A 14,809-nucleotide genomic window follows, 5' to 3' on the forward strand; every position below is an offset into this window, starting at 1 on the left:
TCAGGCGCATATCACTGCGGGTTGGCACGGATGCTGGAAAGCAACGATTTCAGGTTGGCAGCCTTGGGCTTGACCAGCCAGAAACGACGCAGGTAATCATCGAGGTTTTCGGCGAGGTTACGCCCCCATTCGCTGCCGGTCTCCTCGACGTACTCGTCCAGCACGTGCTGCAAGTGGTTCCGGTAGGATTCCATGGCTTCGCCGCTGATCCGCTGGATCTCGACCAACTCGTGGTTGACCCGGTCGACGAAGGTGTTGTCCTGGTCGAGCACGTAGGCGAAACCGCCGGTCATGCCCGAGCCGAAGTTGTAACCGGTCTTGCCCAATACCGCGACAAAGCCCCCGGTCATGTACTCGCAGCAGTGATCGCCCGTGCCTTCCACCACGGTGTGGGCACCGGAGTTACGCACGGCGAAACGCTCACCGGCCGTACCCGCGGCGAACAGCTTGCCACCGGTGGCGCCGTACAGGCAGGTGTTGCCGATGATGGCACTGTCCTGGGTCTTGTAGACGCTGCCTTTAGGCGGAACGATGACCAGCTTGCCGCCGGTCATGCCCTTGCCTACGTAGTCGTTGGCGTCGCCTTCCAGGTACATGTGCAGGCCGCCGGCGTTCCACACGCCGAAGCTCTGGCCCGCAGTGCCCTTGAAGCGGAAGGTGATTGGCGCCTTGGCCATGCCCTGGTTGCCGTGCTTGCGCGCGATTTCGCCGGAAACGCGTGCGCCGATGGAACGGTCGCAGTTGCAGATATCCAGGGCGAATTCGCCACCACTGGCGTCGTTGATCGAGGAACCGGCCATCTCGACCATCTTCTCGGCCAGCAGGCCTTTGTCGAACGGCGGGTTGCGATCCACCTGGCAGAATTGTGGCTTGTCTGCCGGGATGTGATCGCTGCCCAACAACGGCGTCAGGTCCAGGTGCTGTTGCTTGGCGGTCTGGCCTTCGAGGATGTCCAGCAGATCGGTACGCCCGATCAGCTCTTCCAGGGAACGCACGCCCAGCTTGGCCAGCCACTCACGGGTTTCTTCGGCGACGTAGGTGAAGAAATTCACCACCATGTCGACGGTGCCGATGTAGTGATCCTTGCGCAGCTTCTCGTTCTGAGTGGCGACGCCGGTGGCGCAGTTGTTCAGGTGGCAGATGCGCAGGTATTTGCAGCCCAGTGCGATCATCGGCGCGGTGCCGAAACCGAAGCTCTCGGCGCCGAGGATGGCGGCCTTGATCACGTCGAGGCCGGTTTTCAGGCCACCGTCGGTCTGCACCCGCACTTTGCCGCGCAGGTCGTTGCCGCGCAGGGTCTGGTGGGTTTCCGCCAGGCCCAGTTCCCACGGTGCGCCGGCGTACTTGATCGAGGTCAGCGGCGATGCGCCGGTGCCGCCGTCGTAGCCGGAGATGGTGATCAGGTCGGCATAGGCCTTGGCCACGCCGGCGGCGATGGTACCGACGCCCGCTTCTGCAACCAGTTTCACCGAGACCAGGGCCTGCGGGTTGACTTGTTTCAGGTCGAAAATCAGCTGCGACAAATCTTCAATCGAGTAGATGTCGTGGTGCGGCGGTGGCGAGATCAGGGTCACGCCCGGTACCGCATAACGCAGCTTGGCGATCAGGCCATTGACCTTGCCGCCCGGCAGCTGGCCGCCCTCACCGGGCTTGGCGCCCTGGGCCACCTTGATCTGCAGCACTTCGGCATTGACCAGGTATTCCGGGGTCACACCGAAACGGCCAGTGGCAACCTGCTTGATTTTCGAGCTCTTGATCGTGCCGTAGCGCGCCGGGTCTTCACCGCCTTCACCGGAGTTGGAACGCGCGCCCAGGCGGTTCATGGCTTCGGCCAGGGCTTCGTGGGCCTCAGGCGACAAGGCGCCGAGGGAAATACCGGCAGAGTCGAAGCGCTTGAGGATCGATTCCAGCGGTTCGATTTCGCTGATAGCCAGCGGCGTGTCCAGGGTCTTCACCTTGAACAGGTCGCGGATCATCGACACCGGGCGGTTATCCACCAGCGCGGTATATTCCTTGAACTTGGCGTAGTCGCCCTGCTGCACGGCGGCTTGCAGGGTGCTCACCACATCCGGGTTGTAGGCGTGGTATTCGCCACCGTGCACGAACTTGAGCAGGCCACCTTGCTGGATCGGCTTGCGCGCGCTCCAGGCTTCGGCGGCCAGGGCTTTCTGTTCGGCTTCGATGTCGACGAAACGCGCACCCTTGATGCGGCTCGGCACGCCACGGAAGCTCAGCTCGCAAACTTCTTCCGACAGGCCGATGGCTTCGAACAGCTGCGCGCCACGGTATGAGGTGACGGTGGAGATGCCCATCTTCGACAGGATCTTCAGCAGGCCCTTGGTGATGCCCTTGCGGTAGTTCTTGAACACCTCGTAGAGGTCGCCCAGGACTTCACCGGTACGGATCAGGTCACCCAGCACTTCATAAGCGAGGAACGGGTACACCGCCGAGGCGCCGAAACCGATCAACACCGCAAAGTGGTGCGGGTCGCGGGCGGTAGCGGTTTCCACGAGGATGTTGGAGTCGCAGCGCAGGCCTTTTTCGGTCAGGCGGTGGTGCACCGCGCCGGTGGCCAGGGACGCGTGGATCGGCAACTTGCCTGGAGCGATATGACGGTCGGTCAGCACGATCTGGGTACGCCCGGCGCGCACGGCTTCTTCGGCCTGGTCGGCGACGTTGCGCACAGCGGCTTCAAGGCCGAGGCTCTCGTCGTAGTTCAGGTCGATGATCTGGCGGTCGAAACCCGGGCGCTCCAGGGTCATCAGCGAACGCCACTTGGCCGGGGAAACGACCGGCGAGCTGAGGATCACGCGGGAGGCGTGCTCAGGCGACTCCTGGAAGATGTTGCGCTCGGCACCGAGGCAGACTTCCAGGGACATCACGATGGCTTCGCGCAGCGGGTCGATCGGTGGGTTGGTCACCTGGGCGAACTGCTGGCGGAAATAGTCGTACGGCGTGCGCACGCGCTGGGACAGCACGGCCATCGGCGTGTCATCGCCCATGGAGCCGACCGCCTCGTAGCCTTGCTCGCCGAGCGGGCGCAGCACCTGGTCGCGCTCTTCGAACGTGACCTGGTACATCTTCATGTACTGCTTGAGCTGGTCGATGTCGTAGAACGCCGAACCGTGGTCGTTGTCTTCCATGGTCGCCTGGATGCGCAGGGCATTCTTGCGCAGCCATTGCTTGTACGGGTGACGGGACTTCAAGCGGTTGTCGATGGCATCGGTGTCGAGGATCTGGCCGGTTTCGGTGTCCACGGCGAGGATCTGGCCAGGGCCTACACGGCCTTTGGCGATCACGTCTTCCGGCTTGTAGTCCCACACGCCGATTTCCGAGGCCAGGGTGATGAAACCGTTGGTGGTCGTGACCCAGCGGGCCGGGCGCAGACCGTTACGGTCGAGCAGGCACACCGCGTAGCGACCGTCGGTCATGACCACGCCGGCCGGGCCGTCCCACGGCTCCATGTGCATTGAGTTGTACTCGTAGAATGCACGCAGGTCCGGGTCCATGGTCTCGACGTTCTGCCACGCAGGCGGAATGATCATGCGCACGCCACGGAACAGGTCGATGCCGCCGGTGACCATCAGCTCGAGCATGTTGTCCATGCTGGAGGAGTCGGAGCCCACGCGGTTGACCAGTGGGCCGAGTTCTTCCAGGTCCATCAAATCGTTGGCGAACTTGGTGCGACGGGCCACGGCCCAGTTGCGGTTGCCGGTGATGGTGTTGATCTCGCCGTTGTGGGCGAGGAAGCGGAATGGCTGGGCCAGAGGCCATTTCGGCAGGGTGTTGGTGGAGAAGCGCTGGTGGAACACGCAAATGGCGGTTTGCAGGCGCTCATCGCTCAGGTCTGGATAGAAGGCGGTCAAGTCCGCCGGCATCATCAGGCCTTTATAAATGATGGTCTTGTGGGAAAAGCTGCAGATGTAGTGGTCGGCATCGGCGGCGTTGGCCACGGACGAGCGACGACGGGAGGTGAACAGCTTGATCGCCATATCCTGGTCGCTCAGGCCGTCGCCTGCGATGAACACTTGTTCGATCTGGGGCAGGCGCTCCAGGGCCAGGCGGCCGAGCACGCTGGTGTCGATCGGCACTTTGCGCCAGCCCACCAGCTGCAGGCCAGCAGCGACGATCTCGCGGTTCATGTTCTCGCGAGCGGCTTCGGCTTTGACCGGGTCCTGGTTGAAAAACACCATGCCCACGGCGTACTGCTTGGGCAGGTCGACCGCGAAATGCTCCTTGGCGACCGCGCGCAGGAATTGGTCGGGCTTTTGAATCAGCAAGCCGCAACCGTCACCGGTCTTGCCGTCGGCGTTGATCCCACCGCGGTGGGTCATGCAGGTCAGGGCCTCGATGGCCGTTTGCAAAAGGGTATGACTGGGCTCGCCCTGCATATGGGCTATCAGGCCGAAACCGCAGTTATCCTTGAATTCATCGGGTTGGTACAGACCTGCTTTCATAGACACTTTCTCACCAGGCTGCCTCTTGTAACGAGGCAAATTTCTTTTCAATTCAACCGGTTACCTTCCACGCCGAACGTACGCCGGCTTAGCGGGGGCAAAAGGGAGGTCATTGTACACACCGACACGAACGCTCACAAATTTAGCGACGAAATGTCGCAAATCTATGTCGCATTTATGAAAGGTTTAAAGCGATATGCTGTGCTAGTCAAAACTTTTTTAATTCTGACCGCTACGACTCAAAAGCTACTGTAACGCAGACACCACAAAGCGCGCGGCCTGGAGGGGCTGCACGCCTTGCGATCTTTTTTGAGGTGCCGGGAGGGCGGCCTGGGTAAGGCCGCCGGATCTTCAGCGAGTTGCTGCCAGTTCTTGTTGAACGCTGGCGACAGTGCGAGGCCAAGGTTTACCAGCCTGAACCTTCGCTGGCAAGGCTTTGATGGCGGAATCAGCTGCGGCACGGCTTGGGAAGCTGCCGTAGGTGATCACGTAGAGAGGCTTGCCGTTGAGCACTTTCTTGAAATAACGGTATTCGCCGCCCTGCTCTTTCACGAACGCCTGGGCGTTCGCTTCGGAGCTGGTGCCGAGGATCTGCACGACGAAGTTGCCGGTGGGCTGGCTGCTGTACCAGCTGCTGCCGGCCTTGGCGACGGTGGCTGCCGGCTTTTCAGCCGGTTTGGCGGCTGGCGCCGGAGCCGGCTTCGCCACTGGCGCCGCAGGCTTGGCAGTGGCCACGGTCGGTGCCGGGGTCGGCTTGGCGGCTGGCGCCACAGGGGTCGCTGGCGTACCTGCGGGAACGCCCGCAGGTGGCGCAGTAGTGGTCACGGTCGGCGGTGTGGCGCTGGAGCCTTCCACCGGCACGCCGTCGTCGCCTTCGGAGATACCACCGGCTTCTTCGGCGAGCGGGCCACGCATCACCGGCTGGCCCACCATCGGCAGGTTGGTCGGCTGACCGGAATTGGCGAACTCGACATTCGGCGTGGGCTTGCCCAGTGGCAACTGCGCCTGTTCGGTTGGCGCACCGGCGGTGGTCGGTGCCTTGCTGCGACCCGGAATCAACCAGGCGGCGGCAACCGCAACCACGACAACGGCGGAAATTGCCAATACGTGCTTCTTAGGCATAGTGAACCCCATCTTTGGACGCTTGACCGCGGAGCGGCTGGCAATCATGGCTTCGATCATGGCATCGCGGGCGACCTGGTTGATGGTGCCAGGCCAGCCGTCGGAGCTTTCGTGAATATCAGAGATCTGCGCAGCGGAGAAAAGTTCGATGCCCTGCCCTGCGCCTTCGAGGCGTTGAGCCAGGTATTCCCGAGTTTCGTCCTCTTCGTACGGCTGCAGTTCGATAACGTGGAACAGCTCCTGATCACCGCTGATCTGCTCCAGATCGGCGATCAACGACGATTCACCGAACAGGAACACATGGGGGCGACCTTCCGGCGTGCCCGCCGCCAGCGCCAGCAGCGCCTCCAGGGCGGATTCGTCGAGCTGCTCGGCGTCATCCACCAGCAGGTAGACTTCCTGGCCGGTCAGACCCAGTTGCACCACCTGCTTGAGGATCGCATTCGGCTCGGCAGTGGCGACATCCAGCGCCTGGGCTACCTGACGCAGCACGCCCGCCGCATCACCGGCACCACGGGCCGACACCACCACGCTCTGTACGGACTGTTTGTTGGTGCTGGCCACCAGGGCCTGGCGCAGCAAGGTCTTGCCGCTGCCCAACGGGCCCGTGACGACCAGCAGCAGCTGGCTGTAGCGCGCGAGATGGTGCAGTTGCCCCAGCACCGGCTTGCGCTGGGCCGGGAAAAATTTGAAACCAGGCACCCGTGGAGCAAAAGGGTCGTGGCTTAACTGGTAATGGCCGAGGAACGCCTCGTCGGCATGCAAACTAGTCATCGGGATCTTATTAACCTTTCAGCTGAGCCAGGGCGCGGTAATCCGCTCCCAGCGTGGCCTGTAAAATCTCTTTCGGATAATCGTCGGTCACTACCGCTTCACCCATATGGCGCAACAGCACCAGTCGCAGGCGACCGTCGATCACTTTCTTGTCTATTGCCATATGTTCGAGGAAGTCCGCCTCGGTCATCTCTTCCGGCGGGATAACCGGCAAACCGGCACGCTGGAACAGGCGGATACCGCGATCCCGCTCCTGGGCGCTGATCCAGCCCAGACGTTGCGACATCTCCAATGCCATCACTGTGCCAGCCGCTACGGCCTCTCCATGCAACCACACACCATAGCCCATGTGCGTTTCGATCGCATGGCCGAAGGTGTGCCCCAGGTTCAAGGTGGCCCGCACACCGGACTCCCGCTCGTCGGCGTTCACCACCAGCGCCTTGGCGGCGCAGGAGCGGGAAATCGCCTCGGTGAGCGCCACCTGGTCGAGTGCGCGCAGGGCGTCCACATGTTCTTCCAGCCAGGCCAGGAAGGGTTCGTCGCAGATCAACCCGTACTTGATGACTTCCGCCAGGCCCGCCGACAGTTCCCGCGGTGGCAAGGTGTTGAGCGTCGCGGTGTCGATCAGCACAGCCTGGGGCTGGTAGAACGCGCCGACCATGTTTTTGCCCAACGGGTGGTTGATGCCGGTCTTGCCGCCCACCGACGAATCGACCTGGGACAACAGGGTGGTCGGCACCTGGATAAAGTCCACGCCGCGCTGGTAGCAGGCCGCTGCAAAGCCGGCCATGTCGCCGATCACACCGCCGCCCAGGGCAATCACGGTGGTTCGGCGGTCATGGCGCGCGGTCAGCAGGCCATCAAAGATCAGTTGCAGGGTTTCCCAGTTCTTGTGGGCTTCGCCATCGGGCAGAATCACGGAGATCACTGAGTACGCCGCCAGGCTGCGGCTCAGACGCTCAAGATACAGCGGCGCGACCGTCTCGTTGGAGATGATTGCCACTTGCCGCCCGGCGATATGCGGGGCCAGCAATTCGGGCTGGTCCAGCAGACCTTCGCCAATATGGATCGGGTAGCTGCGCTCGCCTAGATCGACCTTAAGTGTCTGCATGTGTCCCCGCGTTGAAGATGTATTGACGACCGGTAACGTCGAGATCTGACGTTGCCTGATGGCTCTACGCCACACCCCGCAGGGTGATAGCGCGCCGCCGAGAATAGCGCATTTCGGGCCTGGCTTTAACGGGGTGGCAGCCGTTGCAGGCGCTCGAGAATGTCGAGAACCACCATCCTAGGCGGCCGCTCATCGGTTTCCACCACCAGATCGGCGATTTCCCGATACAGCGGATCGCGCAGCGCGAGCAGGTCGCGCAAGGTTTTTTCCGGGTTCGCCGTGCGCAGCAAAGGACGATTGCGATCACGGGCGGTACGCCCCACCTGCTGCTCGACCGACGCATGCAGATAGACCACCCGACCACCGGCATGCAACGCCCGCCGATTTTCATCGCGCATCACCGCGCCGCCGCCGGTGGCCAATACCACGCCATCGCAGCCGCACAGCTCGGCAATCATCGCCTGCTCGCGGTCGCGAAAGCCCAACTCGCCTTCCTTATCGAAGATCCATGGGATATTGGCACCCGTGCGCAATTCAATTTCCTTGTCGGAATCTTTGAATGGCAGGCGCAGCTCTTTGGCCAGCAATCGGCCGATGGTGCTTTTTCCAGCCCCCATCGGTCCTACAAGAATCAAATTTCGCACAGAATCAACGACTCACAGCAATCGCCTGGTTATTCATAATACGCGGAGTCAGGAATACCAGCAGCTCGGATTTTTTCTCCGCCAGCACATCGCGCCGGAAAAGGCGGCCAAGATACGGCACATCGCCCAAAAATGGCACTTTATCTACCACTTTGCTTTGGGTATTGGAGAAAACCCCGCCAATGACGATGGTCTCGCCATCCTTGACCAGCACCTTGGCATTCACCTCGTTTTTCTTGATCGGCGGTACGTCGTTGAGTTTGTTGAGATAGTCGGGCTCATCCTTGGTGACCTTGACCACCATGATCACATGGTCATCGGGGGTGATCTGCGGCGTGACCTCCAACGACAGGGACGCCTCCTTGAACGACACCGAGGTAGCACCCTGGGAGGTGGATTCCTGATAGGGAATTTCGGTGCCCTTTAGAATGCGCGCGGTTTCCTTGTCGGAAGTGACCACCTTGGGCTGCGAGACGATTTCGCCATTGCCGGTTTTCTCCATGGCGGTCAGTTCCAGGTCCAGCAGGAGGTTATCGGTGATGAAAGCAATGCCCAGGCCTGATGTACCCGTGAGTGAACCCAGGTCGACAAATGGCGAGCCGGGCACGTTTTCCGGCGCCTGGGCACCGTCCGGCAAAGGCTTCTGGATACCCCCGGCAGCCCAATTCCCGCGAGTGAGCCGCCCACCCCAGCGCGCGCCCAGGCTTTTGTCGTAGTCGACATTGGCCTCGACAATCCGCGCTTCGATCATCACCTGGCGCACCGGCACATCCAGTTGCGCCACGATCCGCCGCAACTCTTCCAGGCGCTCGCCGGTCTGGTAGGCAATGATGTTATTGGTGCGGTCATCCACTGCCACCGAACCACGCTCATCGGTCGTGCCTTCAAAGCCGCTCACCGACTGAAACAGCTTGGCCAGGTCTGCCGCCTTGGCGTGGTTGACTTGCAGTAACTCACGGCGCAGCGGCGCCAGGTCAGCCATTTGCTTGCGCGACTCAAGCGCCAGCAGTTCCCGTGCAGCCAACTCCTCGGCCGGCGCCACCAGCAGGACACCAGCCTTTATCCGCTTATCCAAGCCTTTGGTTTGCAGCACCAGGTCCAGCGCCTGATCCCAGGGCACGCCTTTGAGCCGCAGGGTGATAGAGCCCTGTACGTCATCGCCGACCACCAGATTGAGGCCCGCCACGTCGGCGATTTGCTGCAAGGCAGCACGTAGTCCGATGTCCTGGAAGTTGAGGTTCAGCTTGTCACCGCTGGAGGCGCCCAAAACCGCGCTGCCGGGAGGCGGTAGCTGGATCAGGTCCACACGATTGGGCACAGCAGCAGCCATCGGTGCCGTGAACGCTATCCATAGCGCCACACCGAAGGACGAGAAAGTCCTTTTCATTGTTTGATTCCGTTATGAGTTGACGTTTAGTACGAGGGTTCGCGGGCGCTCCAGCCATGCCCCCTGTTCATCGGGAAATAACTCGACCAGTTCGATATGGCCGTCATGAATCGCTGTAACTCGACCATGGTCCGGACCCAGATAGTCGCCGACTGCCAGGCGATGCACGGTTGAGGCCTGGCGCAGCAAGGCGAAGGTCTGCGCCCCACGGGACAACGTGCCGACCATCTCGAACTGATCCACTGGGTGGCCTTCCAAGGCTTCCCGCGGGCGAGCGAGGTCCGGCGCAGCGGCCGTCCGCCCTGGCGCGCGGTCGACTTGCAGGGCAATGGGCTGGAACGGATCGCGAATACCAGAAGCACCGTATACAAAGGGTTGCCCTTGCATGACAGCCGCGTCCCGCTTGATACCTTGTCGCTCATGCCAATACGTCTTGGCCAGCAGATCAAGGTGCAGCAGCTTGCCATCCCGTCGCATGGCAATGTCGTGCGCCGTGGCGATTCGCGAAAGGCCGCCCAGGGCACTCACAAACGTCGCCAGGTCGTGATAGGTACCCGTGGCGCCGATGCGAACGGGCTGTTCGTGATAGAACGGCCGAGACAGCTTATCCAGCGGAGTGACGCTCTCAATCAGCAAACCATTGGCCAGCGCCATCCTGGCGATGTCCTCAAGAAAGCCGGGCATTTCGGACTCTTCGGGCATTTGCTGCAAAAGCCCGCTGATCTTCTCCTGCATAAGCTGGACCTGGCGAGCCCGCTCTTCAAGATCGGCAGCCAGGACGGCCTTTTCCGCGAGTTGCTGCTGCAAGCCCACTTCCTGCACCTCGACCTCGCGCAAGCGCTCCCGCGACGGGCTGAGGTACACAAGGTCGCCCACCAGCATCACCACGCCGGCCATCGCGCAGCCCAGCAAGATCCTGCCAGGTAAGGGCCATTTGGCAGCATTGTGAGTCAGCGCGGAAAATTCGAGCCTGGGCCGGCTCATGGCTGGGCCTCGGAAGATTCTCCCTGGCGCACCATCAACTGGAATTCAGTGTTGCCGCGAGCGCCTTCGGTTCGTACATGCTGCAGGCGAGTGGCGTGGGCGCCTTCGGATGCCTCCAGGCGACGCATCAGTTGGGCAATATCCTGGCTGGATTCAGCACTGCCGCTGATACTCACCGTATCGCCTTTCGCCACGACCTCATGCAAATGCACACCGTCAGGCACCGCACGGGCCAACTGATCCAGCAGCTGTGCACCGGCGGAGCGATTATCGTGCAGGTCCTGCACGACTTTCATGCGTTCCGCCAGTTGCTGGCTTTGCACCTGGAGGTCATCAATGGTCTGGATACGCGAGTCCAGGACGCCAACGTCCTTGCGCACATGATCGTTTCGCGTCACCTGCCGGTCGATCGCCTGGTCGATCACCTGGTCCGCCAGCCACACCGTCGCGAGCGCGACACAGGCAAACGCCACCAGCAGTATCAGGAAATATTTACGCCTGCGCTCGGCCAGCGCCTGGCGCCAAGGCAAAAGATTGATTCGTGTCATCCAGCGAAACTCCTCAGGGCCAACCCGCAAGCGACTCCCATCCCAGGGGTATCCACGATCCACTGTGCACCATCGACTCGATGGCCCGGTGTAAAGCTGGCGAAATCCTGACGGCAAGCGCGCGCCAATGCAAACCCTTCGACATCCACCACCCTGGGCACCAGCCCCGCCAGGGCCAACACGGCTTCACGGACCTCCACGTGCTCCTTCAGACACGCGGCCAACAACACGTCGACCCGCGCGGGATCGTGCGTCGACGGCCCCTGGACCTGAAAGTCCAGCGCCACCTCGTCCAGCGGGTAGGGAATGTATTGCTCTGCCTCCACCTGGATCCTCAGGGCCATTTCGTCGTCGCCAAGTCCTGCCTGCATTTCAATGACCCGTGTAATGACCGAAGGACCGGAAACGGCGACTGCCGCCTGCCGGGCCGACGTGCGCAGCCGGGACAGCGCCATGTACAGCGCATGGCCTATGCCTTCCAGGTCCAGCCAGACGCCGTCGACCACGGCCTGGGCCGGCAGCGCCTGTATGGCGTAGCCCTGCACGGTGTAACGGTTGGCTGAACAGCTCAGCTCTACCAGCTTGATCCCAGCCTCATTGATGTCGACGCCAAGGACAGTGTCGACTTTGCGCCTGAAAAATCCCTTTCCCATAAAACTCCCCAAAGCTTTCCCTGTCTTAACGCCTGATTGCCGCCGGAAGCCCTGCATTCGGTCGACTTGTTGAGCCGGCGCGAATGACGCCCCAAGGCGAAAAATGCTTTAATGCCCAGCGTTTTTCCCCGCTTTTTATCTGCAGCTCGGGTCGATCCATCGTTTGCCATGCATGCCCCGACGCGTAACCCATTCTTTTCTCTGGAAATCCAAAAGCCTTGATCCGTCTGCTGAAGTTTTTCGGGTACTCCATTGTCGCGATCGTCTGCGGGCTGCTGCTCGTACTCAGCGGGGCCTACCTCTACCTTAGTCCGGGTTTACCCTCCGTAGAGGCCCTCAGAAGTATCCAGTTGCAGATTCCTTTGCGGGTCTACAGCAGCGATGAAAAGCTGATCGCGGAGTTCGGCGAAATGCGCCGCACACCGATTCGTTTTGCCGACATTCCACCTAATTTCATCAGCGCGTTGCTGTCGGCCGAAGACGATAATTTTGCCAACCACTATGGCGTCGACCCCAGCAGCCTGGTGCGTGCGGCCACGCAATTGGTAAAAAGCGGACACATTCAATCCGGCGGCAGCACCATCACCATGCAGGTGGCGAAGAACTTCTTCCTCACCAGCGAGCGCAGTTTTTCGCGCAAAGCCACTGAAATCCTGCTGGCATTGCAGATCGAACGCCAGTTGACCAAGGACGAGATCCTCGAGCTGTACGTCAACAAGATCTACCTGGGCAACCGTGCCTACGGGATCGAGGCGGCCTCGCAGGTCTACTATGGCAAGTCGATTCGTGACGCCAGCCTGGCGCAGATGGCGATGATTGCCGGCCTGCCCAAGGCCCCTTCGCGCTTCAACCCCCTGGCCAATCCGGCGCGCAGCAAAGAACGCCGCGACTGGATCCTGGGGCGCATGTACAAGCTGGGCAAGATCGACCAGGCCGCCTATGAAAGTGCGGTGGCCGAGCCGTTGAACGCCAGCTACCACGTGCCGACGCCGGAAGTGAATGCCCCGTATATCGCCGAGATGGCGCGTGCCGAGATGGTCGGTCGTTACGGCAGCGAGGCCTACACCGAAGGCTTCCGCGTGACCACGACGGTTCCGAGCGACTTGCAGGAGATCGCCAATGACTCCGTGCATTCCGGCCTGATCACCTACGACCAGCGCCACGGCTACCGAGGCCCTGAGTCGCGCCTGCCAGGCAAGACCCTGAGCGCCTGGACGGCCGAGCTGGGCAAACAGCGTGCGATCAGCGGCCTGGAGCCAGCCATCGTCACCCAGGTGAAGAAAGATGGCGTGCAGGTACTGACCCGCACCGGCGAAGCCCACGTGGCCTGGGACAGCATGAAATGGGCGCGCCCGTTCCTGAACACCAACAGCATGGGCCCGATGCCGAAGCAACCGTCGGATGTCGCGCAAGTGGGTGACCTGATCCGCGTGCAACGCCAGAAGGACGACAGCCTGAAATTCAGCCAGGTGCCGCTGGCCCAGGGCGCACTGGTATCGCTGGACCCGCAGAACGGTGCAATCCGCGCCCTGGTGGGTGGCTTCGCGTTCGAGCAGAGCAACTACAACCGGGCCACCCAGGCCAAGCGCCAGCCGGGCTCGAGCTTCAAGCCGTTTATCTACAGCGCCGCGCTGGATAACGGTTACACCGCCGCCAGCCTGGTCAACGATGCACCCATCGTGTTCGTCGACGAGTACCTGGACAAAGTCTGGCGCCCGAAGAACGACACCAACACTTTCCTTGGCCCTATCCGTATCCGTGAGGCGCTGTACAAGTCACGCAACCTGGTGTCTATCCGTCTGCTGCAGGCGATGGGTGTCGGCAAGACCATCGACTACATCACGCGCTTTGGCTTCAACAAGTCGGACCTGCCGCCGAACCTGTCCCTGGCCTTGGGTACCGCGACCCTCACGCCGATGGAAATCGCCACTGGCTGGAGCACCTTTGCCAACGGCGGCTACAAGATCGCGCCGTACCTGATCGACAAGATCGAAAGCCGCAACGGCGACACCCTGTTCACCGCCAACCCGCCACGCGTGCCGGGTGATGTGGTCAACGGCATCGCCGCAACGGATGGCCTGGCGGCGCCAGGCAATGGCGGTATCACCATCGAGCCGACCCCAGGAACCGCGCCAGCCACCAACCCCGCTGCAACCGAACCGCAGGCACCCGCCGTGGCCGAGCGCATTGTGGATGGTCGTACCACCTATATCCTCAACAGCATCCTGGAAGACGTAATCAAGAAAGGCACCGGCCGTCGCGCCCTGGCCTTGGGCCGCGCGGACATCGCGGGCAAGACCGGTACCACCAACGAATCCAAGGATGCCTGGTTCTCCGGCTATAACGCCGACTACGTGACCACCGTGTGGACCGGCTATGACCAGCCGGAAAGCCTTGGCCGTCGCGAGTTCGGCGGCACCGTCGCGCTGCCGATCTGGATGAGCTACATGGGCGCGGCCTTGAAGGACAAGCCGCTGCACACCCAACCGGAGCCGGAAGGCATCCTCAGCCTGCGGATCGACCCGGTCAGTGGCCGTGCGGCCTCGCCGAGCACGCCGAATGCGTACTTCGAACTGTTCAAGAGCGAAGATACGCCGCCGTCGGTCAATGAGCTGGGCAACGGCGTCGTCCCGGGCAGCCCGCTGCCGGCGGATGAGGCGGCGCCGATCGATCTGTTCTAACAGAGCCTGTGTTTAAACACAGATCCAATGTGGAAGGGGGCTTGCCCCCGATAGCGGTGGACCAGCCAGTTTATCTGTAGCTGACCCACTGCAATCGGGGGCAAGCCCCCTTGTATGTTTAGACTTGAAGGGGTGGGTGGGACTAAAAGCCCGATTCTGACTCTAACCAGTACAGACCGTGGGAGACTTCGTCCCACCCCTTCTACCCAAAAGCGCCAATAAGGAATTCATCGGCAAGACCGACGATAGAGACAAGTCAGCGCAACGGTAGACCCCAACAAGCTCTTAAACCCTAGCTCCGAGGATTCGTCATGACAATCCTTACTTCGCAAACGGTCGTGGGTGTTGATGTGGCCAAGGCTGAGGTGCTCGTCTATCGTGCCGATCTGCAAACCACACAAGCCATCCCCAATAATCGAACAGCACTCAAACGCTGGCTCAAGACGCT

Annotated in this window: 8 protein-coding genes and 1 pseudogene; 1 reads left to right on the forward strand and 8 read right to left on the reverse strand. The window is 61.6% G+C overall.

Going from position 1 to position 14,809, the window contains the following annotated elements; translation table 11 throughout:
• Window positions 1-11 precede the first annotated feature (11 nt).
• From gltB to pilM, 8 genes and pseudogenes are all read right to left on the reverse strand, one after another.
• A complete protein-coding gene (gene gltB / locus BM416_RS21550; protein ID WP_092489392.1) occupies window positions 12-4,457 on the reverse strand; it encodes a glutamate synthase large subunit in 4,446 nt (1,481 codons plus the stop codon).
• Window positions 4,458-4,808: 351 nt separating this feature from the next.
• On the reverse strand, window positions 4,809-6,353 hold the full coding sequence (locus tag BM416_RS21560) for an SPOR domain-containing protein (protein ID WP_027605003.1): 1,545 nt from the start codon (window positions 6,351-6,353) through the stop codon (window positions 4,809-4,811).
• Window positions 6,354-6,363: 10 nt separating this feature from the next.
• Window positions 6,364-7,464, reverse strand: a complete 1,101-nt coding sequence (gene aroB, locus BM416_RS21565) for a 3-dehydroquinate synthase (protein ID WP_027605004.1) — start codon at window positions 7,462-7,464, stop codon at window positions 6,364-6,366.
• Window positions 7,465-7,589: 125 nt separating this feature from the next.
• A complete protein-coding gene (aroK, locus tag BM416_RS21570; protein WP_003171222.1) occupies window positions 7,590-8,108 on the reverse strand; it encodes a shikimate kinase AroK in 519 nt (172 codons plus the stop codon).
• 4 nt (window positions 8,109-8,112) lie between these two features.
• Window positions 8,113-9,369 (reverse strand): annotated as a pseudogene (locus BM416_RS21575) (type IV pilus secretin PilQ); the annotation flags it as partial.
• A 138-nt stretch (window positions 9,370-9,507) separates the two neighbouring features.
• The gene (locus tag BM416_RS21580; RefSeq protein WP_092489394.1) at window positions 9,508-10,479 is read right to left on the reverse strand and encodes a pilus assembly protein PilP; all 972 of its coding nucleotides are present in this window, start codon (window positions 10,477-10,479) and stop codon (window positions 9,508-9,510) included.
• Window positions 10,476-11,027 (reverse strand): PilN domain-containing protein, encoded by a 552-nt coding sequence (locus tag BM416_RS21585; RefSeq protein WP_092489395.1) that lies wholly within the window; start codon window positions 11,025-11,027, stop codon window positions 10,476-10,478. Before BM416_RS21585 ends, BM416_RS21580 begins: the two co-directional genes overlap by 4 nt.
• Window positions 11,024-11,680: a type IV pilus biogenesis protein PilM gene (gene pilM, locus BM416_RS21590; protein ID WP_092489399.1), complete on the reverse strand. Its 657-nt coding sequence runs from the start codon at window positions 11,678-11,680 to the stop codon at window positions 11,024-11,026. Before pilM ends, BM416_RS21585 begins: the two co-directional genes overlap by 4 nt.
• Window positions 11,681-11,901: 221 nt before the next feature.
• Between pilM and BM416_RS21595 the strand changes: the two genes are divergently transcribed.
• Window positions 11,902-14,361, forward strand: coding sequence for a penicillin-binding protein 1A (locus tag BM416_RS21595; RefSeq protein WP_371263358.1), 2,460 nt, complete (start codon window positions 11,902-11,904; stop codon window positions 14,359-14,361).
• The last annotated feature ends 448 nt before the right edge of the window (window positions 14,362-14,809 follow it).

Source organism: Pseudomonas sp. NFACC42-2 (assembly GCF_900116055.1).
Taxonomy (GTDB): domain Bacteria; phylum Pseudomonadota; class Gammaproteobacteria; order Pseudomonadales; family Pseudomonadaceae; genus Aquipseudomonas; species Aquipseudomonas marginalis.